General features: G+C 57.6%; 24 protein-coding genes and 1 tRNA gene. 9 read left to right on the top strand and 16 right to left on the bottom strand.

The annotated features are described in order from the left end of the window. Positions 1-24: 24 nt before the first annotated feature. On the top strand, positions 25-696 hold the full coding sequence (locus CPJ18_RS08635) for a DsbA family oxidoreductase (protein ID WP_103657742.1): 672 nt from the start codon (positions 25-27) through the stop codon (positions 694-696). Positions 697-752: 56 nt separating this feature from the next. Continuing rightward, positions 753-1697, top strand: a complete 945-nt coding sequence (locus CPJ18_RS08630) for a DMT family transporter (RefSeq protein WP_103657741.1) — start codon at positions 753-755, stop codon at positions 1695-1697. A gap of 22 nt (positions 1698-1719) precedes the next feature. Here the strand turns inward: CPJ18_RS08630 and CPJ18_RS08625 are convergent, their stop codons facing one another. The 3 genes from CPJ18_RS08625 to CPJ18_RS08615 all read right to left on the bottom strand — a co-directional run bounded on the left by CPJ18_RS08625 (position 1720) and on the right by CPJ18_RS08615 (position 5976). Beyond that, entirely contained in the window at positions 1720-2040 is a 321-nt protein-coding gene (locus CPJ18_RS08625) for a hypothetical protein (protein WP_103657740.1), read from the bottom strand. Between the two features lie 124 nt (positions 2041-2164). Continuing rightward, the gene (mfd, locus tag CPJ18_RS08620; protein WP_103657739.1) at positions 2165-5662 is read right to left on the bottom strand and encodes a transcription-repair coupling factor; all 3498 of its coding nucleotides are present in this window, start codon (positions 5660-5662) and stop codon (positions 2165-2167) included. Next, a complete protein-coding gene (locus CPJ18_RS08615) occupies positions 5659-5976 on the bottom strand; it encodes an FAD assembly factor SdhE (protein ID WP_077117141.1) in 318 nt (105 codons plus the stop codon). The genes mfd and CPJ18_RS08615 overlap by 4 nt, the downstream gene beginning before the upstream one ends. 170 nt (positions 5977-6146) lie before the next feature. Here CPJ18_RS08615 and recG point away from each other — a divergent pair, with 170 nt between their 5' ends. After that, on the top strand, positions 6147-8252 hold the full coding sequence (gene recG, locus CPJ18_RS08610) for an ATP-dependent DNA helicase RecG (RefSeq protein WP_103657738.1): 2106 nt from the start codon (positions 6147-6149) through the stop codon (positions 8250-8252). Between the two features lie 5 nt (positions 8253-8257). Continuing rightward, positions 8258-8515: a hypothetical protein gene (locus CPJ18_RS08605; protein ID WP_103657737.1), complete on the top strand. Its 258-nt coding sequence runs from the start codon at positions 8258-8260 to the stop codon at positions 8513-8515. 3 nt (positions 8516-8518) lie between these two features. On the opposite strand, the gene CPJ18_RS08600 is transcribed toward CPJ18_RS08605, so the two are convergent. From CPJ18_RS08600 to pcsA, 8 genes are all read right to left on the bottom strand, one after another. Continuing rightward, a complete protein-coding gene (locus CPJ18_RS08600; RefSeq protein ID WP_077117147.1) occupies positions 8519-9187 on the bottom strand; it encodes a DUF502 domain-containing protein in 669 nt (222 codons plus the stop codon). A 691-nt stretch (positions 9188-9878) separates the two neighbouring features. Then, positions 9879-11705: a glutamine--fructose-6-phosphate transaminase (isomerizing) gene (glmS, locus tag CPJ18_RS08590; RefSeq protein WP_103657735.1), complete on the bottom strand. Its 1827-nt coding sequence runs from the start codon at positions 11703-11705 to the stop codon at positions 9879-9881. Between the two features lie 91 nt (positions 11706-11796). Continuing rightward, positions 11797-13164, bottom strand: a complete 1368-nt coding sequence (gene glmU, locus CPJ18_RS08585) for a bifunctional UDP-N-acetylglucosamine diphosphorylase/glucosamine-1-phosphate N-acetyltransferase GlmU (protein WP_103657734.1) — start codon at positions 13162-13164, stop codon at positions 11797-11799. 329 nt (positions 13165-13493) lie between these two features. Further along, positions 13494-14567, bottom strand: coding sequence for a BMP family ABC transporter substrate-binding protein (locus CPJ18_RS08580; protein WP_077117155.1), 1074 nt, complete (start codon positions 14565-14567; stop codon positions 13494-13496). Between the two features lie 37 nt (positions 14568-14604). Continuing rightward, the gene (locus CPJ18_RS08575) at positions 14605-15525 is read right to left on the bottom strand and encodes an ABC transporter permease (RefSeq protein ID WP_167397862.1); all 921 of its coding nucleotides are present in this window, start codon (positions 15523-15525) and stop codon (positions 14605-14607) included. Beyond that, a complete protein-coding gene (locus tag CPJ18_RS08570) occupies positions 15525-16613 on the bottom strand; it encodes an ABC transporter permease (protein ID WP_103657912.1) in 1089 nt (362 codons plus the stop codon). Before CPJ18_RS08570 ends, CPJ18_RS08575 begins: the two co-directional genes overlap by 1 nt. Then, positions 16603-18162 (bottom strand): ABC transporter ATP-binding protein, encoded by a 1560-nt coding sequence (locus CPJ18_RS08565; RefSeq protein ID WP_167397869.1) that lies wholly within the window; start codon positions 18160-18162, stop codon positions 16603-16605. Before CPJ18_RS08565 ends, CPJ18_RS08570 begins: the two co-directional genes overlap by 11 nt. Before the next feature lie 184 nt (positions 18163-18346). Next, the gene (gene pcsA, locus CPJ18_RS08560) at positions 18347-19078 is read right to left on the bottom strand and encodes a phosphatidylcholine synthase (RefSeq protein WP_103657731.1); all 732 of its coding nucleotides are present in this window, start codon (positions 19076-19078) and stop codon (positions 18347-18349) included. Positions 19079-19302: 224 nt separating this feature from the next. Between pcsA and CPJ18_RS08555 the strand changes: the two genes are divergently transcribed. Then, the gene (locus CPJ18_RS08555) at positions 19303-20517 is read left to right on the top strand and encodes a UbiH/UbiF family hydroxylase (protein WP_103657730.1); all 1215 of its coding nucleotides are present in this window, start codon (positions 19303-19305) and stop codon (positions 20515-20517) included. Here the strand turns inward: CPJ18_RS08555 and CPJ18_RS08550 are convergent. After that, complete coding sequence (locus CPJ18_RS08550) at positions 20495-21439, bottom strand: AEC family transporter (RefSeq protein ID WP_103657729.1); 945 nt, start codon at positions 21437-21439, stop codon at positions 20495-20497. The genes CPJ18_RS08555 and CPJ18_RS08550 overlap by 23 nt on opposite strands. A gap of 35 nt (positions 21440-21474) precedes the next feature. After that, entirely contained in the window at positions 21475-22221 is a 747-nt protein-coding gene (locus CPJ18_RS08545; RefSeq protein WP_103657728.1) for a cytochrome c biogenesis CcdA family protein, read from the bottom strand. A gap of 271 nt (positions 22222-22492) precedes the next feature. On the opposite strand from CPJ18_RS08545, the gene CPJ18_RS08540 reads away from it, so the two are divergent. Both CPJ18_RS08540 and CPJ18_RS08535 read left to right on the top strand, forming a co-directional pair. Next, positions 22493-22568, top strand: a tRNA-Lys gene (locus tag CPJ18_RS08540). A gap of 213 nt (positions 22569-22781) precedes the next feature. Next, positions 22782-23006 (top strand): dynamin, encoded by a 225-nt coding sequence (locus tag CPJ18_RS08535; RefSeq protein ID WP_103657727.1) that lies wholly within the window; start codon positions 22782-22784, stop codon positions 23004-23006. Positions 23007-23104: 98 nt separating this feature from the next. Here CPJ18_RS08535 and CPJ18_RS08530 read toward each other — a convergent pair whose 3' ends face one another. Then, entirely contained in the window at positions 23105-24340 is a 1236-nt protein-coding gene (locus CPJ18_RS08530) for a YcbK family protein (RefSeq protein ID WP_103657726.1), read from the bottom strand. 150 nt (positions 24341-24490) lie between these two features. Further along, on the bottom strand, positions 24491-24931 hold the full coding sequence (gene gloA / locus CPJ18_RS08525; RefSeq protein WP_077117170.1) for a lactoylglutathione lyase: 441 nt from the start codon (positions 24929-24931) through the stop codon (positions 24491-24493). 187 nt (positions 24932-25118) lie between these two features. On the opposite strand from gloA, the gene CPJ18_RS08520 reads away from it, so the two are divergent. Together CPJ18_RS08520 and CPJ18_RS08515 are read left to right on the top strand one after the other, a co-directional pair. Then, the gene (locus CPJ18_RS08520) at positions 25119-25697 is read left to right on the top strand and encodes a cold-shock protein (protein ID WP_077117173.1); all 579 of its coding nucleotides are present in this window, start codon (positions 25119-25121) and stop codon (positions 25695-25697) included. Further along, positions 25697-26185 (top strand): DUF192 domain-containing protein, encoded by a 489-nt coding sequence (locus tag CPJ18_RS08515; RefSeq protein ID WP_103657725.1) that lies wholly within the window; start codon positions 25697-25699, stop codon positions 26183-26185. Before CPJ18_RS08520 ends, CPJ18_RS08515 begins: the two co-directional genes overlap by 1 nt. Before the next feature lie 42 nt (positions 26186-26227). On the opposite strand, the gene CPJ18_RS08510 is transcribed toward CPJ18_RS08515, so the two are convergent. Continuing rightward, complete coding sequence (locus CPJ18_RS08510) at positions 26228-26476, bottom strand: BON domain-containing protein (protein WP_077101357.1); 249 nt, start codon at positions 26474-26476, stop codon at positions 26228-26230. Positions 26477-26653 lie beyond the last annotated feature (177 nt).

Raw genomic sequence — 26653 nt, 5'->3', positions numbered from 1 at the left:
ATTCAAATTCTGAAAGGAAGCACCATGCAGCGCATTGTTATCGACGTCGTCTCGGACATGGTTTGCCCTTGGTGCTATCTTCGCAAGGCGCGGCTCGATCTGGCTTTGGCTGAAATTCAGGATGAGGTCAGCGTTGATGTGAATTGGCGTCCCTACCGCCTGAACCCGGACTATCCGCCTGAAGGCGTGGATCAGAAGGCTGAGCTTGAAAAGAAGCTGGGCGGCAAGGAAAAGGTTGAGCAGGCCCACGAGATGCTGACGCAGCTTGGCAAGGAAGTCGGCATAAATTTCGATTTCGACGCCATCAAGATCGGCCCCAATACGCTGGATGCCCACCGCCTGTCGCTCTGGGCACATGCCGAGGGACGCGAGTTTCAGGACAAGGTAACGACGGCGCTTTTCAAGGCAAATTTCGAAGAGGGTCGCAACATTGGTGACCACAATGTTCTGGCTGATATTGCAGAACAGGCCGGTATGAACCGAGAGGTCGTAACCAGACTGCTAGCTTCCGACGCCGACAAGGACACGATCGTGGCGGAAATAGACGCCGCACAGCAGATGGGCGTCGCAGGCGTTCCCTTCTTTATCCTCGACCAGAAATATGCCGTCAGCGGCGCGCAAAGCAAGGAAGTGCTTATTAATGCACTGCGGGATATTGCCAGATTGAAGCTGGAAGAGCATACGGCAATGAACTGATCGTCAGCGCCTCCCCGCTGTCGATTTCCGGCCCCTAAATATTTTCAGGTGTTTCCGTGTCCGATAGCACGTTGAAGGGCATTCTGCTCGCATTCGCAGCCTTTGCGGCCTACGCCTGGAGCGATGCGAGCGTGAAGCTCATCGAAGGGCAATTGTCGCCCATCCAGTCCGCATTTTTCGGCGCGCTCTTCGGGCTCTGCGCCCTGCCATTCATTCGCAAACGCAATGACGATTGGCGCGATATCGTCCGCACAACCAACCGCCCGCTCTGGCTGCTGCGATTCGCGACCTCCGGTCTCGGCGCTATCACCTCCGTCACGGCCTTCACCCATCTCTCAATGGCCGAAGCCTTCGCCCTCATCTTCCTGCTGCCCGCTTTCGTGACCATCATGTCGGTTCTGTTCCTGAAGGAACAGGTCGGCATCAAACGCTGGTCTGCCGTCATCATCGGCTTTGCCGGTGTGCTGGTAATCTTGAGACCCGGTTTCCGCGAACTTTCGACCGGCCATTTCGCTGCCATCGTCGCGGGTCTCTGCGGCGCGATTTCCATCGTCATCTTCCGCGCCATGGGGCCATCGGAAAAGAATATCTCGCTTTACGGGGCGGGCTTGCTGGGAACGCTGGTGATTTGCGGCGTGGCGATGACATCGTCGTTCACTCCGCCCAATGCTGAACAATGGATGTTTCTGGCCGGCTACGGCCTTCTCGGAGCTGTCGCCAACGTGCTGGTCATGTATGCGGCGAAATACGCACCCGCTGCCGTCATTGGGCCAACGCAATATAGCCAGATGCTGTGGGCCATTCTCTTCGGTTATCTGGTTTTCGGAGATGCCGTTGATGGCTGGATGCTGGTGGGTATTGCGCTCATTATCGGCTCAGGCCTCATTACACTCATTCGCGAACGCCAGAGACATGTCGCTCTTCCAACGTCGATTGCGGCGGCAGACCAGAATGTTGCCGTCGCAATGACACCTGAGAGTGATGAGGCGAAGACGGACTAATCAACCCGTCTTCAGCATACCGTCAATTGCAGACACGCACGCGATACATATCGCCGTAGCCATCCTGCCGCCATGCCAGATGGCAGCGGTGATAGACTGGCTGATAGACAACGGGTGGGCCGTAGACCGGTCCGTAGCCGTAGCCATAATAACCCGGCGATCCGTAGTAATTGTGAGATGCTCCGGCAATCAGCGCACCTCCGACAACTGCTCCGGCGATACCTGCGCCTAATCCGCGTCCGAAATTATTGCGTGCTTCTGCCTGGCTGGTGGTGGCAATTGTGGTACCCGCAATTGTCAAGGCAACCAGACCAGCGGTGACAAATCTATTCATCGTCCACATAGTCCTGCTCCTTAAGTTTGTGATGGCAGCAAAACAATGCCGCCGACACGGTGAGACTATGCTTTTAACGGCTACCGCCACATGTCCGTTTCATTAAATCTCGGTAAGGTGGACGCCCCGGAGATTACGACTTTGCAAGCTCCGCCAACTGCGTCATCACCATCGCAGCACCCGCCAGACGCTTCTCCGGCGTTGGCAGATCACGCGTCAGGAACACGCTATGATCTGGCCTGATCTTGGCCATGGAGCCCTGCTTGGCGATATAGCCGACCAGCGCTGCAGGGTTCGGGAACTCCTTGTTGCGGAACTGCACGACAACGCCCTTCGGACCGGCATCCAGCTTCTCGACATTGGCGGTGCGGCAGAGCGACTTGACGTAGACGATCTTGAGCAGGTGCTGCACTTCCTTCGGCAACGGCCCGAAACGGTCGATCATCTCGGCCCCGAAGCCGTCGATTTCGTTCAGATCGGTCAACTCACCCAAGCGGCGGTAAAGGCCCATGCGCAGGTGCAAATCTGGAACGTAATTTTCCGGGATCATCACCGATGTACCGACAGAAATCTGCGGCGACCAGCCGGTGTCGATGACATCATCTTCACCCTTCACTTCGGCTACGGCCTCTTCCAGCATCTGCTGGTAAAGCTCGAAACCGACTTCCTTGATGTGGCCGGACTGCTCTTCGCCCAGCAGATTGCCCGCACCGCGAATATCAAGATCGTGGCTAGCAAGCTGGAAGCCAGCGCCGAGTGTATCCAACGATTGCAGAACCTTCAGGCGGCGTTCCGCCATGGTCGTCAGCACCTTGTTGACCGGCAACGTGAACAGCGCAAAAGCACGAACCTTGGATCGTCCGACACGACCACGAAGCTGGTAGAGCTGTGCGAGGCCGAACATATCGGCACGGTGGACGATCAGCGTATTGGCTGTGGGAACATCAAGGCCAGATTCGACGATGGTGGTGGAGAGCAGCACATCATATTTGCCGTCATAGAAGGCGTTCATGATGTCTTCCAGCTCACCCGCCGCCATCTGGCCGTGAGCCACCGCCACCTTCAGTTCCGGCACATCCGATTGCAGGAAGGCATGGATATCAGCGAGATCAGCCAGACGCGGGCAGACATAGAAGCTCTGTCCGCCGCGATAATGCTCCCGCATCAGCGTTTCGCGGATGACCAGCGCATCGAACGGCGAAATGAAGGTGCGCACCGCCATACGGTCCACCGGCGCGGTGGTGATGAGGGACAGTTCCCGAACGCCCGTCATGGCGAGCTGCAAGGTGCGCGGAATAGGCGTGGCCGACAACGTCAGCACATGCACATCGCTCTTCAACTCTTTCAGACGCTCTTTATGCTTCACGCCAAAATGCTGCTCCTCATCGATGATGAGAAGACCGAGATTGGCGAAATTGATGCCAGCACCCAGCAGCGCGTGCGTGCCGACGACGATATCCGTTTTGCCTTCGGCGACTTCCTTCTTGGTCAGCGCCAGTTCTTTGGCACCCACAAGACGCGATGCCTGCTGAACACGAATGGGCAAGCCACGGAAACGTTCGGAGAAAGTGCGGAAATGCTGGCGCGCCAGCAGTGTCGTCGGCACGACGACGGCCACCTGAACACCGTTCATAGCCGCCAGGAACGCAGCGCGAAGCGCCACTTCCGTCTTACCGAAACCGACGTCACCGCAGATCAATCGGTCCATCGGGCGACCGGCACCCAGATCGTCGCGAACGGAATCGATAGCATTCTGCTGGTCTTCCGTTTCATCATAAGGGAAACGGGCTGCGAACTCATCATAGAGCCCATCGGGCGCAATCAGCGTCGGCGCATGGCGCACCATCCGAGCTGCTGCGATGCGGATGAGATCACCCGCCATATCCAGCAGGCGCTTCTTGAGCTTGGCCTTGCGCATCTGCCATGCGCCGCCACCCAGCTTGTCGAGATTGGCTTCCGCCGCATCCGAGCCGTAACGTGACAGAAGATCGATGTTTTCGACCGGCAGAAACAGCTTGGCCTCATCGGCATAATGAAGCTCGAGGCAATCACGCGGTGCCCCCGCCGCCTCGATGGTGCGAAGACCGACGAAGCGCCCGATACCATGTTCGGCATGGACGACAAGCGAGCCCTCGTCCAGACCGGCGACTTCCGAGATGAAATCCGCTCCGCGTTTGCGGCGCTTGGAGCGGCGCACCATGCGGTCGCCGAGAATGTCCTGCTCACCGATGACGGCAAGATTGCCGGTTTCGAAACCCGCTTCGAGGCTCAGAACCGCAGCCGCAGCTTCGCCCTTACCAAGCTTTTCAACCTCTTTGAACGACTGGATGGTCTTGATGTTCTCAAGCCCATGCTCGTTCAGCACCTGCAACATGCGGTCGAGCGAACCCTCCGACCAGCCGGTGATCAGAACCTTCCAGCCCTTGGAGCGCCGCTCCGCAATGTGCTTGACCGCAAGCGTGAAGACGTTGATGCGTTCTTCGCTCTCGTTTTCCGTCTGCGACTTCGCCCAGCGCGGACCGACATGGGCGTCCAGCGTCGCGACCGGCTTGTCCTTGGAATCCTGCTCGTTGAACGGTGTCAGCCGCACCGCGTTGACGGCATTCAGCGCCTCATCGAAGCTCTTGCCGCCAAGATAAATCTGGCTTGGCGGTACAGGCTTGTAGGGAGCGCCCTGCGTTGCGCCTTTCATCTGGCCGGAGGTTTGGCGCGCGTCGAAATAATCATGCACCAGCTTGGAGCGCTCGACAGCAGCCTCACGCGCTGTATGGTCGGTGACGATGCGGAAGCCCTTGAGATAATCGAAGGCCGTTTCCAGATGCTCGTAAAACAGCGGTAGCCAGTGCTCCATGCCGGCATAACGGCGGCCCTCGGAAACCGCTTGATACAGCGCATCGTCGCGCGTGGCAGCGCCGAACATCGACAGGTAGTTCTTGCGGAAGCGGCTGATCGTATCCGGCGTCAGCGTCACCTCGCTCATGGGGCTGAGGTCGAGCGACCGCGCCTGGCCGATGGTGCGTTGGCTGGCGGGATCGAAAGTACGGATGCTTTCCAGCGTATCGCCGAAGAAATCCAGTCGCACCGGCTCTTCCGTGCCGGGAACGAACACATCGAGAATGCCGCCGCGCAGGGCAAATTCACCCACTTCGCGCACCGTCGCCACGCGGTCGAAGCCGTTGCGCTCCAGCCGGGCGGCAATGTCTTCCATACGGATCTGGTTGCCGGGCTTGGCCGAAAAAGCGAGACTTTCGATGACATCGCGCGGTGCCATCTTCTGCAACATGGCATTGGCGGTGACGAGCACGATGGCCGGGTGCGGCTTCTTCTGGTGATGGATGAGGCCGGACAGGGTGGCAAGACGGCGGGCGGACACATGCGCGCTGGGCGACACGCGGTCGTAAGGCAGGCAATCCCATGCGGGCAAGCTCAAGACCGGAATATCAGGCGCAACGAAGCCGAGCATCTGCTCCAGATCGGCCACGCGCTGGCCATCGGACAGCACATAGGCAACAGGCGTGCCCTGTCGCGCCAGATCAGCCAGAAGAAACGCTTCCATGCCGGTCGGCACATTTCCAATGGTCAACGGCGTATCGGCCGATGCCACCAGCCTGACATCGAATCCGGCTATCATTTTGGGCTGTGTCCGTTCTGCGCAGTGACCAGATCGAAATCCGGGCGGTAGGAAATGATCGTGTGGAACAACGGCGTCTGGAATTTTTCAGGGATGGCCTGCGCGCCCGTCACCATCTGCACAAGGTCCTGATCTTCCTCATCCATGATGATTTCCAGCTCGTCCAGTTGCTCGTCGGAAAGATCCGCGATGTTCTCTTCCGCGAACTGGCCGAGAACGAGGTCCATTTCCCGGATACCGCGATGCCAGCACCGATAAAGAATCCGCCTGCGCCTCGGATCGAGGTCGGCACTCGTGCGCACCAGTCCTGTCATCGCATTCACCTGTTTGTTGACTTGGCCTTTCCTATAGAACAGGACAGGAACGGTTGGGAACCGATTTTTACGCAAATATCATCACAGACCGGAAAATCTGCCGGTGATAAACCGAGTTTATCGCTGTAACGCTCTTGCATTGCGCACGACCTTCCACGATTTTGCTCGCCATGCGCCCCGCCCTCCTCGATCCGCTGTTTGCTACCGTCGCCACGCTGACCGGCGTAGGGCCGAAGCTTGCCGATTTGCTGGCGAAACTTCTGGGCCGGGATAGCGTCGAGGAAAGCCGCGTTGTCGACCTTCTGTTTCACGCGCCCTACAACATCATCGACCGGCGCAACCGCCCCGGCATCGCGCATGCACCGCAGGGTGCCATCGTCACCATTCAGGGACGTGTGGACCGCCACCAGCCCGCACCGCCGGGCAATCGCTCCGCTCCGTATCGCGTCTTTCTACATGACGAGACCGGCGAACTGGCGCTGACCTTTTTCCGTGCCAGGGGCGACTGGTTGTCGAAAGCGCTGCCGGTGGACGAAGAGGTCATGGTCAGCGGCAAGATAGACTGGTTCAACGGTCGCGCCTCCATGGTCCACCCGGACTTCATGGTGAAGGTCTCGGAGGCCGAAAACCTGCCGCTGGTCGAGCCTGTCTACCCGTTGACGGCAGGGCTTTCGCCAAAGGTCCTAAGACGTGCCATTGATGGCGCGCTCACCAAGATGCCGGTCTTTCCCGAATGGATCGATGAAGCACTGGCTGCGCGTGAGAGCTTTCCGCATGTGGCTGATGCCTTTCGCGATCTGCACGATCCCCATGACGAAACCGATATCGACCCACAAGCCCCTGCCCGCCGTCGCCTCGCCTATGACGAGTTTCTCGCGGGTCAGCTTTCGCTGGCGCTGGTGCGGCAAAGGCTGCGCAAGGTCACCGGCCAACCCATCCGTGCCAAAGGCGATTTTGCCGCGAAGATTCTCGCCAACCTGCCGTTTTCGATGACGGCGAGCCAAAGCGCTGCGGTGAAAGATATTCTGACCGACATGGCGGGCGAAGACCGCATGTTGCGCTTGCTGCAAGGCGATGTCGGCGCGGGCAAGACGCTGGTGGCATTGATGGCGATGGCCACCGCCGTGGAGGCTGGCGGCCAGGCCGTGCTGATGGCACCGACCGAAATTCTCGCCCGCCAGCATTTCGCGACCATCTCGAAATTCGCTGCTACCGCCGGCATTTCCTGCGAGGTTCTGACGGGCCGCACCAAGGGCAAGGAGCGCCGGGAAATCGAGGAGCGCATTGCCTCGGGTGAAGCGCAGATCGTGATCGGCACCCACGCGCTGTTTCAGGATAGCGTCAATTACAAGAACCTCGTGCTGGCGGTGGTGGATGAGCAACATCGTTTCGGCGTGCACCAGCGACTGCGGCTGACCGCCAAGGGCATCTCGCCGCATATGCTGGTCATGACGGCAACGCCCATTCCCCGCACGCTGGTTTTGGCCGCCTTCGGGGATATGGATGTTTCCAAGCTCACCGAAAAGCCAGCTGGCCGTAAACCGATCACGACCGTGACCATTCCAACCGAGCGCATCGGCGATATCGTTGCACGGCTAAAAAGTGCGCTTTCCGAAGGCAAGAAAGCCTACTGGATTTGCCCGCTGGTGGAAGAATCGGAAGAATCCGACCTCATGTCGGCAGAGGAACGTCATGCCGTTCTGTCAAAGTCACTGGGCGCAGACATCGGCCTTATCCACGGTCGCATGAGCGGACCGGAAAAGGACGCGGCAATGCTGGCCTTCAAAACCGGCGAAACCCGCCTGCTGGTGGCAACGACCGTGGTCGAAGTGGGCGTGGACGTGCCGGATGCGACAATCATGGTTATCGAACATGCAGAGAATTTCGGCCTTGCCCAGTTGCACCAGTTGCGCGGTCGTGTGGGTCGTGGCGATGAGGCCTCCACCTGCATTCTGCTCTATAAGGGGCCGCTCAGCGAAAACGGCAAAGCACGCCTTTCCATTCTGCGTGATAGCGAAGACGGCTTTTTAATTGCCGAAGAGGATTTGAAGCTGCGCGGCGAAGGCGAACTTCTGGGCACTCGCCAATCCGGCACGCCCGGTTTCCGCATCGCCAGCCTCGAAGCCCACGCCGACCTCCTGGAAATCGCCCGCAAGGACGCCGCCTATACGATCGAGCGCGACCCAGAACTCTCAAGCGAGCGAGGCCGCAATCTGCGCACCCTGCTCTACCTCCATCGCCGTGACGAGGCGATCCGTTTCCTCCATGCAGGCTAACGATCATGAATGACATGCCCCTACCGCCCGCAGCCTTCTGCAAGGGCTACGCCCTCTGCTCACCAGACAACCTGCTGCTGCCGGAGACCTTTGCCAAAAGCGAAAAGAAGGCCATCGGCAAGAATTTTAAGAAACCGGGGCGCAAAAAAGCGTGGGCAGAAGCGCAGGAAAAAGGCTGGAGCGTGCGCTTCGTCTATATGCGCGTCTTCGTCCCAGTGTTCCACTCGACCTCGACTTCTGATGAGGTGTTTGACGACGACTGATCGTCAAACTGGCGCGATTGCCTTAGGCAACTCGAAATCCGGAGCAACGAGGCCGCCGGAGATCAATAGCTTTGCACCATCTTCCGGCGACATTTCGAGCATGATGATCTTGTCTTTCGGCACGAACAGCAGAAATCCTGCTGTCGGCACCGGCGTCGGCGGCAGAAACACCGCGACCATTTCCTGGCCGATTTCATTGAAGCGATAGGCAACTTCGCCCTTGGCGTCCGACGATACGAAAACCATGGCCCATGTTCCGGGCGATGGGAACTCGATCAATCCGACCTTTTTGAAAGAACTGGAATGCTCTTTCAGGACCGACTCAAAAAGCTGCTTTATGCTTTTGTAGATCGGGCGGACAAACGGCATGTGGTTCAGAATGGACTCGCCAAAACCCACGATCCATTTGCCGATGAGGTTGTTGCCGAGAAAACCGATCAGCGTAATGCCGATGACGGCCACCAGCAGGCCGAAACCGGGAATGGCGACATCGAAATATTGCTCTGGATCGTAACGCGCCGGAATATACGGCTTAACCCAGCTGTCCACCCACTGCAGAAATGTCCAGACCACCCACATGGTGATGGTGACAGGCGCAAGGATCAGAACCCCGGTGAGGAAGCTATTGCGCAAGCGCGTTGCGAAAGAAATTTTGACGGGAATTTCGGTCATGAATCCGCATAAATTCGAGAAACTTCAAGAGATGAAGACCTTCTTGAACGGACAGTGGCGAAACGCGTTCCGCCTTTCAAGCGAATAATCGATCCGGTGTGCACTGCGATAGATAATCCTGTTCGCAAGTGCGTTATCGTAACGTGTTCTCGGCTAGCCTATGGCGCGACAGGGCGGAGTTGTTTTCTAACTCGAAACAGCGCGCTACTGGCCAAGAGTGCAAAAAGATTGAAGCCAATTACGAAATAATCAACGGTTTGATCCCAAAAAACAAAACTTAACCGTTCGTCCAGTAGGCCGCGATAGGCGAAAGGTATTTCGAAACCACTGTTCCAGCCGAGCCCGAATCTGCCTAGAGACAGAAACGGTATTTGCGAAATGAACAAATACATCGCCCACCGGTATGCCTTGGCGCTTCCGAGCAGAAATCGGTAGCCAGTATATACAGGCAGAACCCAAGCAGTAAAAATACAGGCAGAAGGATGAAAATGCTACCGGGCTTCCCATCACTTATCGCCGCCATTGCTTGCGTCAATAAGTGATATATAGGCCCCAGAGGCCCTAACAGCAAACAGAGTGCCAGACCTCTGGTGATCCAGTTGTGATGAAACATATGGACCTCATCCCAATCAATCGGCCGGTTTTCGTGACCGTTCAGGAAAAACAGCCTAAGAGTGAATAGGCGTCGTCGTTATTCCACAGTCACTGACTTCGCCAAGTTGCGCGGCTGGTCCACATCCGTGCCCATGAAGACGGCGGTGTGATAGGCCAGCAACTGAATCGGCAACGAGAAGACCATCGGGGCGATGATTTCATCTACGTTGGGCAGAACGATGGTTGCCATGGTTTCCAGCTTCGAAGCGGCAGCCCCCTTCTCATCGGTGATGAAGATGATCTTGCCGCCGCGCGCTGCGACTTCCTGCATGTTGGACACGGTTTTTTCGAAGAAGCGGTCGTGGGGGGCGATAACGATAACAGGCATGTTCTCGTCGATCAGCGCGATAGGCCCGTGTTTCAACTCGCCTGCGGCGTAACCTTCTGCGTGGATATAGGAAATTTCCTTGAGCTTCAGCGCGCCTTCCAGCGCCAACGGATAGCTGGTGCCGCGACCGAGGTAGAGAACATCCTTGAAGCGGGAAAGATCGCGCGACAGGGTTTCGATCTGCGGCTGGATGGCGTTCAGGACTTCACTCATCACGCGTGGCATTTCGATCAGGTGGCGAACGAGGTCCGTTTCCTGCTCAACCGTCAGTGTGCCACGTGCCTTGCCTGCGGCGATGGCGAGCGACGCCAGAACGGCCAACTGGCAGGTAAAGGCCTTGGTCGAGGCCACGCCGATTTCAGGACCGGCGAGAATCGGGAACACAGCATCCGATTCGCGCGCCATGGTCGATTCGCGAACATTGACGACCGTGCCGATCTTGAGGCCGTTTTCCTGGCAATAGCGCAGCGATGCCAGCGTATCTGCCGTCTCGCCGGATTGCGAAATGAAGAGTGCTGCCTGCGTCGGCAAAAGCGGCATTTCACGGTAGCGGAATTCTGAGGCGACATCGATCTCGACGGGCAGGCGCGCATAACGCTCGAACCAGTATTTACCGATGAGGCCGGACAGATAGGCCGTGCCGCAGGCGGAAATGGCAAGGCCGGTCAGCTTGGAAAAATCGATGGCCGGATCGGCATCCTTCACGCGCTTTTCAGCGAAATCCACATAGTGGCTCAGCGCATGGGAAATGACTTCCGGCTGCTCGTAGATTTCTTTTTCCATGAAGTGGCGGTGGTTGCCCTTGTCCACCACATAGGCCGTCGCCTGCGAAATCTGGCGCAGACGCTGTACGGGATTGCCGAGGAAATCGATGATTTCAGCACCCTTGGCGGTGAGAATGGCGCAATCGCCATCCACCAGATAGGTGATTTCATTGGTGAAAGGCGACAGGGCAATCGCGTCCGAACCCAGGAACATTTCACCGCGTCCATAACCGATCGCGAGCGGTGGGCCGGAACGGGCGGAGAGAAGCGTGGCAGGGTCATCCTGGAACATCACACCCAGCGCATAGGCACCGGTGACGCGGTTCAGCATGGCCAGCATCGCAGCGCGGTGGTCCAGTCCTTCGCGGGTGAACTTGGCCAGAAGCTGGGCCACGACTTCCGTATCCGTCTGCGTGGTGAAGACAGCACCTTCCGCTATCAGTTCGTCGCGCAGTTCGGAGAAGTTCTCGATGATACCGTTGTGAACGACGGCGACGCCTTCCATGAAATGCGGATGCGCGTTGGTTTCATTCGGCACGCCATGGGTTGCCCAGCGGGTGTGGGCAATGCCGGTAAGGCCGGGAAGCGGCTCTTCGGACAGCTTTTTTTCGAGATTGAAAAGCTTGCCTTCCGCACGGCGGCGAGCAAGCGCGCCATCATGAATTGTCGCAACGCCAGCGGAGTCGTACCCCCGATATTCCAGACGCTTCAGCGCTTCCACAAGGCGCTCCGCAACCGGCTGCGTTCCAACAATGCCAACAATGCCGCACATACACTTCTCCAAACCATTTTAACTAGCGGAAGTCCTAGCGATTTCCGCGAAATCTGCAATTGCGGTTGCAGTCACTTTCAATGTCTATCCGTTACGATATCGAGGTCTTTTTCTTGGCGTCCTTGATGGCCTGCGCACGGGCGCGCAAAGCATTGGCGCGACCTTCCTTGATCTCCTGGCGTGCTCGACCGAAGGCCAGTGCATCCGCAGGCACATTTTCGGTAATCACACTGCCGGAAGCGACATAGGCGTCGTCACCGATATTGACCGGCGCGACCAGCGAGGAATTAGAGCCGATGAAAGCATTTTTACCGATGCGGGTTTCGTGTTTGTTGATGCCGTCATAATTGCAGGTAATCGTCCCTGCCCCGATATTGCTGCCAGCGCCAACGAAGGCATCGCCGATATAGGTCAGGTGATTGACCTTGGCACCCTCACCAATCTCGGCCTTCTTGACCTCGCAGAAATTACCAACCTTGGAATTGGCGGCAAGATTGGCACCGGGGCGCAACCGCGCATAGGGACCAACCGTCGCGCCGCCGCTGACATGCGCGCCTTCCAGATGCGAGAAGGCATGGATGACGGCACCCGATTCTATTGTTACGCCCGGCCCGATCACCACGTTGGGTTCGATCAAGGCATCCTGCCCGATCTGTGTATCCCAGGACAGAAACACGGTCTCCGGCGCAATCATCGAGACACCATCGATCATGAACTGATGGCGCGCGCGTTCCTGCCACAGCTTTTCGATGTAAGCGAGTTCGGCGCGGTTGTTGCAGCCGGTCAGTTCTGTCTCAGGCGCATCGATGGCGATGGCCTTGCCACCCAGCGAGCGGGCAATTTCCACCACGTCGGTTAGATAATATTCGCCCTTGGCATTATTGTTGCCGATGCGGGTCAGCAGATCGAGCGCGCGGCGACCATTGATCGCCATCAGGCCGCTGTTGCACCAAGTGACTTTACGCTCGTCTTCGGTCGCATCTTTTTCTTCTCTGATAGCAACGAGTTCGCCGTTTTCCACCAGCAGGCGACCATAGCCGGTCGGCTTGTCGGTGTGGAAACCGATGACGACGACATCTACATTCTCGCTCAGCGCCTGACGCGCCTGATCCAGCGTTTCGGATGTGAGCAGCGGCACGTCGCCATAGGCAATCAGAACATCGTCATAACCGCTTTCGATGGCCGCACGCGCTGCCAGAACGGCATTGCCAGTGCCCAGACGTTCCTTCTGGAGATAGGGTTCGACGCTGACGCCAGCACCGCGCGCCGCATCCGCCACCTTGTCCGCATCACGCCCCACCACGAGTGCAGCGGCGCTGACGCCAGCGCCTGCCACAGCCTGCATCACATGCGCAATCATCGCCCGGCCAGCGACCGGGTGCAGCACCTTCGACATGGATGACTTCATGCGTGTGCTTTCACCAGCGGCGAGAATGACGGCAAGGCAACTGCGTTCCATTAGTATCTCCGACTTGATCGTTCCTCTGCCGCCAATTGATGGGGCGGACTCATTTTCCCGCTATAAACGCTCAGGAATAAAGAAACCATGGAAATTGCGTGAACGTTGGAAACCTGCCGTGAGCGGGGCAGAGAAAAGCCGCGCCTGTTTCCGGGCGCGGCTTGGTAGATGAGACCCCACAGTCGTCATGCTCGGGCCTGTCCAGGGCATCTGCCACGTCGCATCCGCAGAAGCGTGATTAGATCCTCGGGACAAGCCCGAGGATGGCGATAGAGAGCACTGGTCTCCGTCCCCGGGCTCAAGGCCGGGATGACGGAAGTAAAACCAAGTTACTGCGGCAGCTTGTCATCTACGCCTGCGACGTAGAAGTTCAGGCCGAGAAGAACCTTGTCTTCAGCCTTTTCGCCAGCCTTCAGCCACTCGGAACCGTCCTGCTTCTTGATCGGGCCGGTGAAGGGGTGCAGTTCGCCGGACTTGATTTTGGCTTCGGTTTCCTCCGCCATCTTCTTCACGTCATCTGGCATATTGGTGTAAGGTGCCATGGTGAGAATGCCGTCTTTCAGGCCGTCCCAGATCGATTCGGACTTCCACGTGCCATCCAGAAGCGCCTGTGTGCGCTTGATGTAGTAGGCACCCCAGGTGTCGACGATCGCCGTCATCTGCGTGGTTGGGCCAGCCTTGATCATGTCGGATGCCTGACCGAAGGCTTTGATGCCACGCTCGGCAGCAACCTGCATCGGGGCTGTGGTGTCGGTGTGCTGGGTCAGAATGTCGACGCCCTGGTCGATCAACGCCTTGGCGGCATCGGCTTCCTTGCCCGGGTCAAACCAGGTGTTGGCCCAGACGACCTTGACCTTGAATTCAGGGTTCACGGACTGTGCGCCGAGAACGAAGGCGTCGATGCCCATAACGACTTCAGGGATCGGGAAGGACGCGATGTAACCGGCAACGCCCTTTTTCGACATCTTGGCCGCGATCTGGCCCTGAATGTAGCGGCCTTCATAGAAGCGCGAATTGTAGGTGGCGAGGTTTTCGGCGTTTTTGAAGCCGGTCGCGTGTTCGAACTTCACCTTCGGGAACTTCTGGGCAACCTTGACGGTGGCATCCATGAAGCCGAACGACGTCGTGTAGATCAGTTCGCAGCCGGAACGGGCCATACGCTCGATGGCGCGCTCGGCATCTGGTCCCTCGGGAACGCTTTCGAGGAACGGCGTTTCGATCTTGTCGCCGAAATGCTTCTGCAGTTCCTGACGGCCAATGTCATGCGCCTGCGTCCAGCCGCCATCGGTCTTGGTGCCGACATAGACGAAGCAGACCTTCTTGGCGTCTGCGGCTTGGGCGGCGGGAACCGCGCCGATGATTGCGGCGGCCGATGCGGCCAGTGCGATGATGAGTTTCTTCATTTTTACCCCTGCTTGGTTAGGCGTGAACCTGGTTTTTTTAACGGTCCGGCACGAACGGTTTGCCGAGCGATGCCGGTGTATTGATCAGCGTTGTGCGACGATTATGGGAGATGATGATGAGGACCACAATAGTCGCTATGTAAGGCATTGCTGAAAGAAGTTGGGACGGCACACCGATGCCGAGAGCCTGCGCATGCAGCTGGCCGATGGTGACGGCCCCGAAGAGATATCCACCCGCCAGAACCCGCCATGGCCGCCAGGATGCAAACACCACCAGCGCCAGCGCAATCCAGCCGCGCCCGGCAGACATGTTTTCCACCCATTGCGGCGTATAGACCAGCGAAAGCTGCGCCCCGGCCAAGCCCGCACAGGCACCACCGAACATCACGGCAAGATAGCGCGTGCGGATGACATTGATGCCCAGCGCATGGGCAGAGCCGTGATTATCGCCAATGGCGCGGATTTTCAGGCCCGTGCGGCTTTTGAACAGGAACCAGCCAATGCCGATGACGAGCGCAATCGACATGTAGAAAATCAGATCTTGCCGGAAAAGCGCAGGTCCGATGACCGGAATGTCTGACAGAACCGGAAAGACGATGGGCGGCAGCTTGACGCCGGGCAGGCCCACGAAGCTCTCCCCCAGCATGCCAGATACACCAAGGCCGAGAATGGTCAGCGCAAGCCCGGTCGCCACCTGATTGGTGACGAGCGTGAGCGTCAGAAAACCGAAGAGCAACGAGAAAACGGCTCCAGCCGCAATGCCAGCGACGATACCGATATAGGGCGAACCGGTGATATGGGCGGCAGCAAAGGCGCAGACCGCACCCATGATCATCATACCCTCGACACCGAGGTTCAGCACGCCCGCACGTTCTGTCACCAGCTCGCCCAGAGCGGCGATGACCAGCGGTGTTGCAGCCGTAATGACAGTCAGAAGGATCGCCTGAAACATATCCATCATGCGGCTCCTTCGCTGCTGTTGCCACGCCCGAAACGGATGCGGATTTTGTAGATGATCAGCGTATCGCAGGAGAGTACGAAGAACAGCATCAGCCCCTGGAAGACGCGCGTGACCTTATCGGACACACCGATGGAAAGCTGCGCCGCCTCGCCGCCCAGATAGGTCAGCGCCAGCACGAATCCGGATGCGATGATGCCGAGTGGATTCAAGCGGCCCAGAAAGGCAACGATGATAGCGGTGAAGCCATAACCGGGAGAAATGGATGGCTGCAAATGGCCGATGGAGCCGGAGACTTCCGAAATACCAGCAAGACCGGCCAGCGCGCCGGATAGCACCAGCGAAAACCACACCATGCCCCGTGAGGAAAACCCGGCAAAGCGCCCTGCCCGTGGCGACTGGCCTAACACCGTCACTTCAAACCCCTTGAGCATGAAACGCATCATGAACCATAGCGCAATGGCCGCGATGATGGCGAAGACGATGCCCCAATGGGCGCGACCGGATTCGAGAATTTCCGGCAGCACAGCGCTTTCGTTGAAGGCTGTCGTCTGCGGGAAGTTATAGCCCGCAGGATCACGCCAGATGCCCCGCGTCAGCCAGTCTAGGAAAAGCTGCGCGACATAGACCAGCATCAGACTGGTCAGAATTTCGTTGGTGTTGAAGCGCGTTTTGAGCAGCGCAGGAATACCCCCATACAGCGCGCCACCGGCAGCACCCATGATGAGCATCAGCGGCAGGATCATTGGTGATTGCCACTGCGGATAGAGCACCGGCAGAATGGAGCCGGTGATCGCGCCGATGGTGAACTGCCCTTCGGCACCGATATTCCAGTTGTTGGAGCGATAGCAGATCGACAGGCCGACCGCGATCAGGATCAGCGGTGCTGCCTTGATTGCCAGCTCATGCAGCGACCAGACTTCCAGCAGCGGATCGATGAAGAAGCTATAGAGCGCGCTGAACGGGTTTTTGCCCAGCAGCGCAAACATGATGGCACCGAAGACCAGCGTCAGGAACAGCGCCAGCAGAGGCGACAGAATGGCGAAGAGGTTGGAAACGCCGGTGCGTTTTTCGAGCTCAATGCGCATGGGCTGCAGCCTCCGCATGACCTGCGTGAACACCGCCCATCAAAAGTCCGATCCTTTCACGATTCATTTCACCAGCCGGATAGGACTGCGACAGACGGCCATCGGAGATGACAGCAATGCTGGAGGCAACTTCAAAGATTTCATCCAGATCCTGACTTATGACGATAACAGCCGAACCGGCTTTGGCGAGATCGACCAGCGCCTGGCGAATGCGGCTGGCGGCGCCAGCATCCACGCCCCATGTCGGCTGATTGACGACCAGCACGGAGGGCTGACGGTCCAGCTCCCGCCCGACGATGAATTTTTGCAGGTTTCCGCCAGAGAGTGAGCCCGCCAGCGGATCATCCCCGCTTTTGCGCACATCCATGGAGGCCGAAATGCGCTTGGCCGCATTTTTGATAGTGGAACTGCGGATGACCTTCAGGAAACCTCCGCTGAGGAAGGCTTTTCTGTCAGACCGACAGCGGGCCAGAAGCAGATTATCAGACAATGTCATGGTCGGCACGGCGGCGTGGCCGTGGCGCTCTTCCGGCACGAAACCAGCACCCAGCAGGCGGCGGCCATTAATGCCCATGCGACCGACAGGCTTGCCACGCAGGAAAATCGCTTCGTGATGAGCAACGGGATATTCGCCGGAGAGAGCATCGAACAGTTCCCCCTGCCCGTTACCGGCAACACCGGCAATGGCCAGAACCTCGCCAGCGCGGACCTTCATGGAGATGTCTTTGAGAGAAACGGCGAACGGTGTGCGGGCCGCAACGGACAGACCGGCAATCTCAACGCTCACATCACCAATGGTGCGATCATCATCGCGTTGAATGCCAGCGACATCCGAACCCACCATCATGCGAGCCAGCGATGACGGCGTTTCCTTGCGCGGATCGCAGGCGCCCGTTACTTCGCCATGGCGCAAAACCGTGGCGCGATCGCAGATACGCTGCACCTCTTCCAGCCGGTGGCTGATGTAAAGAACGGAACGTCCCTCGGCCTTGAGCTTGGCCAGCGTTTCGAACAGGCGATCCGCTTCCTGCGGCGTCAGCACGGAGGTCGGCTCGTCCAGAATGATAAGCTGCGGATTTTGCAGCAGCGCGCGCACGATCTCGATACGCTGGCGTTCACCCACCGAAAGGTCGGCCACATGGGCGTAAGGATCAAGCGGCAGGCCATAGGCCTTGGACAGCGCTTCGGCCTCGCGGGCGATCTCTTTCAGCGAAATGTTCGGGTCCAGTGAAAGCGCGATGTTTTCAGCAACCGTCAGCGCTTCGAACAGCGAGAAATGCTGGAAGACCATGCCGATGCCGAGCTTTCGCGCCTCGCCCGGAGAACCGATGCGAACAGGCTCGCCCTTCCAGAGAATCTCTCCAGCCGATGGTGCCAGTACGCCGAACAGCATCTTGACCAGAGTGGATTTTCCCGCGCCGTTCTCACCCAGCAGTGCATGAATTTCACCGGGCGCAATATCGAGATCGATCGCATTGCACGCGCCAAATGCTCCAAACAGCTTGGTCAGCTGGCGAACGGACAATAGAGGCAAGGCCTCAGACGTCACCAATCCCGTCACCTGTTCCCCTTTTCCAACCCGGAGCCGCACTTTCTACGAAGCGTTGAGCCAACGGACCGATAACCATGCACTAAAATTGGGCAGTGCCCGTAATTGATACTAGATACCCGTTTTACTGCTGCGCACAACTGTAAAACAGACCCGGCATGCAAGTTTTGAACGACTGTTTTTGCTATTCCGTGCGGGTGCCGAGTTTCGGCAACAATTGCATCAGCCCGCCAACGCAATAGAGATAGAGCCCGGTTATCGCGACACCCACCGCCACCCATGTCGGCGTGTCGAAATGCAGCAGCAGCGAATAGCCGCCCAGGAGGCACCATACGAGGAATATCGTCATATTGAGCGGACGCAGGCGCTTGACGCGCACCGGATGGAGAAAATTGATATTCAGGAAGGTGAGGAAGACCGAAATCGTCACGACCGTCATCGCCGTCGTCGCGCTGGCATCGATGACGAACAGAGTGAACACCACCATGTTCCAGACCACGGGAAAACCCGAAAAGAAGTGTTCATCGGTCTTCATGCCCATATCGGCGTAATAAATGGCGCTGGACACGACGATCATGCCTGCGGCCACGAACGACCATGGCTCGCCGATCATACCGCTTTGGTACAGCGCAAAAGCCGGTAGGAGAACGTAGGTCACATAATCAATGATGTTGTCGAGCGTATCGCCGGACCAGTTCGGCAAAACCTCTTTCACCCGCACCTTGCGGGCGATCGGTCCATCGATACCATCGACAGCAAGCGCTAGACCCAGCCACCAGAACATGTCGACGAAGCGATGCTCCGCCGCGGCCACGACGCCTAGAAATGCGAGGAATGAACCGGATGCGGTCAGGATGTGGACCGAAAAGGCCCGCATCTCTGCATAGGGCACGCGCTTGTATTTGAATATCTTCATAGTCAGCGCAGGCGCCTCGTTTTTTATCCGCTACGTCCAGTCCGGTATGCGGCCATTTATCGCTGTTTGCAACCATGCGCGAAAGCTTATCCTAATGCTAATATGGATTTTACTGCGTCCTCATGACGATTGCGGCACAGATGGGTTCTGGATTCGGCGCGCCGGAACTTCTATGTTTGGGACGCGTATAGGCGTTTAAGGTAAAAGCTGGATTGGACAGGACGATGAGAAACTTCGAGATTGCCATCGTGGGTGCAGGACTTGCCGGCCAGATTGCGGCTATCGCTCTTGCCCGCTCCGGCCGCAACGTTGCGCTGATAGCGCCTAAATCCGAGAGGTTGGATCATCGCACCACCGCCTTGATGGACCAGTCCATCCGTTTTCTGGATCGCCTCGGCCTCTGGTCGCAAATCGAGCCATCCGCGGCCAAGCTGTCCACCATGCAGATCATCGATGGTACGGATCGGTTGCTGCGCGCGCCAACGGTAGCCTTTCGGTCATCGGAAATCGGCCTCCCCGCCTTCGGGTGGAACATGGCCAACGACACGTTGCTGACGGTATTGGGCGAGGCCGTCGCGCAGGAAAATAACATCACCCTTATCGACGGCGTCGCTGACGCGATCGAGATCACAGAGCGCGAAGCGACCCTCACCCTTGAAGATGGCGAGCAGATTGCCGCAAGTTTTCTGGTCGGTGCTGATGGGAAAAAGTCCAAGGTGCGCGAAGCCGCCAACATCGGCGTGCGGTCGTGGTCCTATCCGCAGACCGCCGTGGTGCTGAACTTCGAGCATAGCCGCCCGCATGGCAATGTTTCCACGGAATTTCACACGCCGACCGGCCCGTTCACGCAGGTACCTCTTCCCGGCAACCGTTCCAGTCTGGTCTGGGTGGTAACACCGCAGCAGGCTGCCGAACTCACCACCCTTCTGTTGGAAGACCTCAGCCGCCGCGTCGAAGACCGCATGCAATCCATGCTCGGCACCGTCACCGTATCCGACGACGTGCAGACGTGGCCGCTTTCCAGCATGACCGCGCATCGTTACGGCAAGGGCCGCGTGGCGCTGGTGGGTGAATCCGGCCATGGCTTTCCGCCGATCGGCGCACAGGGCCTGAACCTCAGCCTGCGGGATATTATCGTGCTGACCGAACTTCTCGGTACCCTGACTGGCAAGACTATTCCCAGTGATGCGGGCTCGACGTTCGACCGCCGCCGCCGTGCCGATGTTGTCAGCCGGACACTCAGCGTCGATCTTTTGAACCGCTCGCTGCTATCAAGCCTCCTGCCCGTGCAGATGGCGCGGGCCGCGGGCCTGCATGTTCTCTCCAGCGTCGGGCCTTGGCGGGGTCTGGTCATGCGCGAAGGCATCGAGCCAGGTCGCGGCATCAAAGCCCTGCCCTCGATGATTTTCGGCAGCCTTAGACGCTCATGGAACGGATGAAGTAAAGCACCAATGAAACGGTGAAAACCGACAAGCCTGTAGTCACAAGAATCGTTGCCGACGCTCGTTCCTGCCAAACCCCATATTGCTGACCGATAACGAAGACATTCGTGGCCGTCGGCAGCGCGGCCAGCAGCACCGCGGTCGAAACCCATATCGGATCGAAAGAGCCGAAAGACGACAGGATGAAATAGGCCAAAAGCGGATGCAGGATCAGCTTGGCAGGAACGATATAGCTGATTTCAACCGGCACTCGTTTCAACGGACGCAAAGCCAGCGTCACCCCCATAGCAAACAGAGCGCAAGGCGCTGCCGATTGCGCCAGATAATCCACCAGTTGCTGCACAGGTTGCGGCGGCGGCCAGCCGATGATGGCAGCGAGAAAACCCGCGATGACGGATAAGATGAACGGGTGCGTGAGAACCTTCCGCGCCACATCTCCGGCGAGCTTCAGCGGCGGACGCTTGTCTCCACCGGCGACCGCCATCAACGCCGGGGCCGTCACGAAATGCATGGCGTTCTCAAGACATACGATCAGCGCCACCGGCACCGCAGCGCGCTCTCCAAAAGCCAGCAGTGCCAGCCCCGGCCCCATATAGCCGATATTGCCGTAACTCCCGGCAAAGCTCTGAATCGTTGTGTCTGCCAAACTGTTGCGGCGGATGACATAACCGATGACGAAGAGCAGCGTAAAAATGGAGTAGGTCGCCAGAAGGCTGAGGCCAACGAAATCCATGCGCGCCAGCTGATCGACGGGCGTCTTGGCAACCAGCTTGAAAAACAACGCCGGTAGGGCCGCATAAATGATGAAGGTGTTCAGCCAACCAAGTGCCTCGGCAGGCTGCTTGGTAATGCGCCCGGCGAGATAGCCGATCAAGATCAATCCGAAAAACGGAAACAGCAATCCGGCGATCTCAGCCATGGCTCCCCCTCGCCCAATATGATGCCGTCAGTACTTTAACCGATCTGCATAAGTATTGGAAAGCTTTCCTGAAACCAGATTGCAACATTGGTGATGAAGCCGGACATGAAAGCAACACCTGTCAGAATGAGAAGCACGCCCATCGCCTTTTCCACCATGCCGAGATGGCGGCGGAAACGGACGAGAAACCGCATGAAACTTCCCGAAAACGCCGCCGCGATCCAGAATGGAATGGCAAGCCCGGCGGAATAGACGGCAAGCAACATCGCCCCGTCCCCCACCGTATCTTTCGACGCCGCCACCCCCAGAATGGCACCGAGGACAGGACCTATGCACGGCGTCCAGCCAAAGGCAAAGGCAAGACCCATGATATAGGCACCTGACAGCGTAGCCGGTTTGCCGCCGCTCTGAAACCGTGCCTCCCGGGAAAATAGTCCGATGCGGAAGACGCCGAGGAAATTCAACCCCATCAGAATAATGATGAAGCCGCCGATCTTGGCGAGGATATCCAGGTTCTGGCGCAGCACCATGCCGATGCTGGACGCGCCCGCCCCCAGCGCCACGAAAACAGTCGCGAATCCCAGCGTAAAGAACAGCGCCGCAAACATCACCGCCCGTCGAACCTGGGGCTTTGCCTCATAGCGCTCATCCCGAAACTGCTCCACGGAAATACCTGCCATATAGCAGAGATAAGGCGGCACCAACGGCAGCACGCAGGGCGACAAAAACGAGAGCGCACCGGCCAGAAGCGCTGTAAAAAGGGATATATCTGCGATGGACAAGGGCGGACTCCGCTACATTTCAAACCGCATTTAACGCGGCCAACCCCTTACGACCAATCACCTTTTTGCGCTCGCGACAAAAAAACGCGGGAACGGGAAATATTCGCGTTTTTATGGGTTGACCGCAGACGTGCCTCTACCTATGTTCCGCGCACTTCCGAAGGGCGCTTCGCCGCCAACGAGGAACACGCAGCCCGGCTTTTAAAGCAACTGAACTTTAACGCAGCTTTTGTGTTTATGTGTCAGAGGGATACGCGGAACGATATGGTGAGAGAGGCTAGCTCAGCTGGTAGAGCAGCGCACTTTTAATGCGCGGGTCGTGGGTTCGAGTCCCACGCCTCTCACCACTTCCACCTTGCAGCATTCTCCACGCAAAACTGACGATGAAGACAGAGATGCCGAAGCCCGATTGCGACGATTCGCCTGCCTTAAGTTGAGTGTACGGCCTATTCACCCAGCAAATAACGCCTCCAGTTGAAACCAAACATGCTGATACCACATTGTTATGTGGTGATGAGCTCAGCCGATTAACGGCATTGGGCAATTTGGAGGAGGCACTTATGAACAACCGTACGATTACTATCGTGATTGCGGCCATCGTCGTGGTTATGGCGATTGCCTACTTTATGACGGGTACCCGCACCACGAGCACGACCGGAACGCCCGCGAGCCCGCCGCCAGCAACGACGACGCAGCCTGCTGCGCCAGCGCCAGCTACGCCAGCACCGGCCACACCTGCGCCAGCGACCCCGGCACCAGCTACTCCGGCTCCAGCAACGCCATAAGCGAAAGCCGCTGTCCAACGTTGACTACGGCTTAGGTATAAAACATCAACGCCCCACCATATCCATGGCGGGGCGTTGAGCGTTTTAGGACGTCAATTTCAGAGGCTTTTAGATGTTCTGCGGCAGCGCCAGTTCCAGTCGCGCGGCTCGCCCAGATCCATATGAACCGATTCGGTGTGGCAGTAGGTGCCAACGCCACCACGATCTGGAATAGAGCGCAGGTAATTGGCGAGCTCCCACTTGGAAACACCGCTCACCTGAATGTCGGCCGCATCGCAGGTATAGTGCTTGGAGCCTTGCGTTGTTGCCTTGGGCGGGCGGTATCCGGATGTCACAGTCGCAGGTCGCCCATAATGCGTTTCCACTTCCTTGATCCGCTTGATCAGTTCCGGCTTGAAGCAGCCGACATTGACCTGTTCCGTCTGCAGCAGCAACCCGTTGGGAGCAATGCGGCTGAGGCCGGAGAGCGAAGCGAGTTTCATCAGCCCTGCCGGTTTGTCGTCCTCATCGACATGGGTGTCGTCGAATTCATCCGTCATCGATTGTCGACCGTTAAGGGCGATACCCGCCGCCTGTGCGGAGGCCGAAACCGGCAAGGCTGCCATCTGGGTCAACCCCGGCGCACTGCCAGAGCCCCGTTTCTTCGCGGCACTGGCAAAGAATGCGGCGATCGGAACGCCAGTCGGGTCAGCCGGGATGGTACTCTTCGTGGGGAGAGCCTGCGTCGCCATCGCCTGCCTCGGTTCCGCTACCGCCGGAGAAACGCCTCTTGCGGAGTGCTGCTCATTGGCCTGCGCGGAAACGGGATTGGCCGCTGGTTGTGGCGCGGTGGCGGGTGCCGAATAAACGCTGTTCAGCGCCGGAACGATTTTTTGCGTTGGTGCGTAGGCCGGTATGCTGCCTGTGGAGGCACTGTCCGAAGGTGCGACGGCGACAGGCGCTGCAACAGGGGCGGAATTCGCATAGATGCTCAAGGAGCTGGCGGAAATGCCGGTTGGCTGGGTGGACAGACCGGAAATCTGCGGAGCTTGACCGTAAACCTGCTGCGTTCCCTGCGCTTGCGCTGCCGTGGCAGTGTGTTGAGATGCGGCGTTGGGCGTTCCGGAGACCATTGCGGGGTCAACGTAACCGCCACGTGGCGTCTGGGCATTAGGGCCAGCCTGTGCCGTTGCAACAGCGGCTGTCGCCGGCGTGGCAGTTGCCGCCGGCGCAAGCGTCGCTTTAGCATTCTTGTCTTCCGAAACCGCAGAAACACAGCCGGAGAGGGTCAGAAGGAAGACGGCAACCAGACAGCCTTTGGTCGGATATGCCGAATTGCCGTTGACGATTTTCAAGGCAAAGCCTCCGCAAAACGTTGCAACTTCACCAACCCTCTAGCACAGCACTGCCGAAACTGAACAGGCATTTCGTCCATCGACGAAACATGCCCAAGCAGAAACGCCAGCGCTGCGATGTCTGATGAGCCCTAAAATAGGGGAATCAACTTACCAGGAGCCGGTATTCTCCATGGATATCCATGGCTCGGCTGGTGCAAGGCTTGCGCCTTTCTGCAATATCTCGATGGAGATACCGTCCGGAGAACGCACAAATGCCATATGACCATCGCGCGGCGGGCGATTGATGGTCACGCCGCTCGCCTGAAGTTTGGCGCAGGTCTCATAGATATCGTCCACCTCATAGGCCAGATGTCCGAAGTTGCGACCGCCTGCGTAATCTTCGGAATCCCAATTATAGGTAAGCTCGAGGCATGGAGCCTTGTTTTCCCGCGCTGCAGTCACATCGTCAGGCGCGGCCAGAAAAACGAGCGTAAAACGCCCCTTGTCGTTCTCAATACGACGGACTTCCTCCAGACCAAATACTGTCCCATAAAAATTCAGGGATTTTTCGAGGTCTTTTACTCGAACCATCGTGTGAAGATATCGCATGTACTTCTCCTTAACGTTTTAAACTTGCCGTTACGGCAGGTAAGTCAGCCTTGAGCAAGCCCAGAGACATAAAAGCAGGTGGATAAATCGAAAACTAGGGCTTGCGCGAAACGGTTACCAAGATGTTAATCTATCTCTAGGGAATCAGTTGACCGTAGTGGTGCGTGCTTAGAGGGGCTGGGCGGAAATGACGGACAGAATGTCGTCGAAAAATGTGGCCGATTTCGAAGACCTTTCGGGCGATGCGGTCGACCTGATCGAGATCACCGGGGTTGTGAAGTGGTTCGACGTTGCCAAGGGCTTCGGCTTCATCGTGCCTGACAACGGCATGCAGGATGTCCTTCTACATGTTTCCTGCCTCCGACGCGACGGATATCAGACAATTCTCGAAGGCACGCGCATCGTTGCGCTGATCCAGCGACGAGATCGCGGTTACCAGACCTTCCGCGTGCTCTCCATGGACCAATCGACAGCAATTCACCCATCGCAGCTGCCGCCCGTACGAACCCATGTTCAGGTCACGCCGTCGAGCGGACTGGAACGCGCTATCGTAAAATGGTTCAACCGCACGAAAGGCTTTGGCTTTTTGACACGCGGTGAAGGGACGGAGGACATTTTCGTTCACATGGAGACGTTGCGCCGCTTCGGTCTGGCCGAGTTACGTCCAGGCCAAGTCGTTCTTGTGCGCTTCGGTGATGGTGACAAGGGTCTGATGGCTGCGGAAATCCACCCCGACAACCCCGCCCCGATCGGAATGGCCCACTGATGTTCGAAAATCTCCTATCGACCTGCAAAGTGAGCGCAATAGCTGCGCTCGCTTTTTTCGTTGCGACGGTTGCGCCGCTGTCTGCTGAGGAAACATTTACGTCGGAACAGCTGACGATCCAGACCTCAGACGGCAAAACACACAACTTCACTGTCGAGCTCGCAACAACGGACGCGCAGCGTCAACAGGGTTTGATGTATCGCAAGTCGATGGGAACGAACAACGGCATGTTGTTCGATTTCAAGACAGACCGTGAAGTGACGATGTGGATGAGAAATACGCTCATTCCGCTCGACATGCTGTTCATTTCCAAGGCTGGAAAGATCGAACATATCCACGCTGGTGCAGTTCCACACTCCGAATCAATTATCAGTTCGCGTGGAGCGGTGCGTTACGTTCTCGAGCTGAACGGCGGAGCAGCGAAAAATTTTGGAATAAAAACCGGTGATACAGTCAAGAGCGCTCAGCTTGGAAAAACCAGCCAGTAGCACTGCTCAGCCGGGCGTTTAACGCCCGGCAATAAGGTCACGTCAGTAGCAAGGCTCTACGTGGCTCAAAATACGACAATTCGAAATCGACGAAGCGAGATTGATAGCGATATCAATGGCTTCCACCGAGTCAGCCGTACCTTCAAGATAGATAACGTCGTTTTCTACAGAGGCCGAGATGCTCGACTTTTCAAGACCCGACTCGAATGCCAGAGCTGACGTGATCGCCTGGCATACACCGGCCATACGATCGCCAAAAAAGCTTTCTTGAATTCCAGACAGATTGAACATTTTCGCATCTCCTCGGTTGTTAGTGATACAACGCCTAAGTCGTATTTTCGTTCATCTCCGGTTCATTTATTTGTTCATCTTCCATTCATATTGAAAAAAGGGAACCCCTAGGCCGTTCACTTTTTTCGTGAACGGGAACTAATATGTGAATTTCGGGTTCGTGGAGAGGACTATGGG

It is taken from the genome of Agrobacterium rosae (assembly GCF_002915175.1).
In the GTDB taxonomy this organism is placed as follows: domain Bacteria; phylum Pseudomonadota; class Alphaproteobacteria; order Rhizobiales; family Rhizobiaceae; genus Agrobacterium; species Agrobacterium rosae.
The sequence above is the reverse complement of the archived record's forward strand: the minus strand, read 5'-3'. Positions and strand labels throughout refer to the sequence as shown.

What these genes read in the sequence shown, in the direction of transcription:
- CPJ18_RS08635 (WP_103657742.1), top strand. Translation starts at nt 25, where the DNA reads ATGCAGCGCATTGTTATCGACGTCGTCTCGGACATGGTTTGCCCTTGG.
- CPJ18_RS08625 (WP_103657740.1), bottom strand. Translation starts at nt 2,040, where the DNA reads ATGTGGACGATGAATAGATTTGTCACCGCTGGTCTGGTTGCCTTGACA.
- mfd (WP_103657739.1), bottom strand. Translation starts at nt 5,662, where the DNA reads ATGATAGCCGGATTCGATGTCAGGCTGGTGGCATCGGCCGATACGCCG.
- CPJ18_RS08615 (WP_077117141.1), bottom strand. Translation starts at nt 5,976, where the DNA reads ATGACAGGACTGGTGCGCACGAGTGCCGACCTCGATCCGAGGCGCAGG.
- recG (WP_103657738.1), top strand. Translation starts at nt 6,147, where the DNA reads ATGCGCCCCGCCCTCCTCGATCCGCTGTTTGCTACCGTCGCCACGCTG.
- CPJ18_RS08605 (WP_103657737.1), top strand. Translation starts at nt 8,258, where the DNA reads ATGAATGACATGCCCCTACCGCCCGCAGCCTTCTGCAAGGGCTACGCC.
- CPJ18_RS08600 (WP_077117147.1), bottom strand. Translation starts at nt 9,187, where the DNA reads ATGACCGAAATTCCCGTCAAAATTTCTTTCGCAACGCGCTTGCGCAAT.
- glmS (WP_103657735.1), bottom strand. Translation starts at nt 11,705, where the DNA reads ATGTGCGGCATTGTTGGCATTGTTGGAACGCAGCCGGTTGCGGAGCGC.
- glmU (WP_103657734.1), bottom strand. Translation starts at nt 13,164, where the DNA reads ATGGAACGCAGTTGCCTTGCCGTCATTCTCGCCGCTGGTGAAAGCACA.
- CPJ18_RS08580 (WP_077117155.1), bottom strand. Translation starts at nt 14,567, where the DNA reads ATGAAGAAACTCATCATCGCACTGGCCGCATCGGCCGCCGCAATCATC.
- CPJ18_RS08575 (WP_167397862.1), bottom strand. Translation starts at nt 15,525, where the DNA reads ATGGATATGTTTCAGGCGATCCTTCTGACTGTCATTACGGCTGCAACA.
- CPJ18_RS08570 (WP_103657912.1), bottom strand. Translation starts at nt 16,613, where the DNA reads ATGCGCATTGAGCTCGAAAAACGCACCGGCGTTTCCAACCTCTTCGCC.
- pcsA (WP_103657731.1), bottom strand. Translation starts at nt 19,078, where the DNA reads ATGAAGATATTCAAATACAAGCGCGTGCCCTATGCAGAGATGCGGGCC.
- CPJ18_RS08555 (WP_103657730.1), top strand. Translation starts at nt 19,303, where the DNA reads ATGAGAAACTTCGAGATTGCCATCGTGGGTGCAGGACTTGCCGGCCAG.
- CPJ18_RS08550 (WP_103657729.1), bottom strand. Translation starts at nt 21,439, where the DNA reads ATGGCTGAGATCGCCGGATTGCTGTTTCCGTTTTTCGGATTGATCTTG.
- CPJ18_RS08535 (WP_103657727.1), top strand. Translation starts at nt 22,782, where the DNA reads ATGAACAACCGTACGATTACTATCGTGATTGCGGCCATCGTCGTGGTT.
- gloA (WP_077117170.1), bottom strand. Translation starts at nt 24,931, where the DNA reads ATGCGATATCTTCACACGATGGTTCGAGTAAAAGACCTCGAAAAATCC.
- CPJ18_RS08520 (WP_077117173.1), top strand. Translation starts at nt 25,119, where the DNA reads ATGACGGACAGAATGTCGTCGAAAAATGTGGCCGATTTCGAAGACCTT.
- CPJ18_RS08515 (WP_103657725.1), top strand. Translation starts at nt 25,697, where the DNA reads ATGTTCGAAAATCTCCTATCGACCTGCAAAGTGAGCGCAATAGCTGCG.
- CPJ18_RS08510 (WP_077101357.1), bottom strand. Translation starts at nt 26,476, where the DNA reads ATGTTCAATCTGTCTGGAATTCAAGAAAGCTTTTTTGGCGATCGTATG.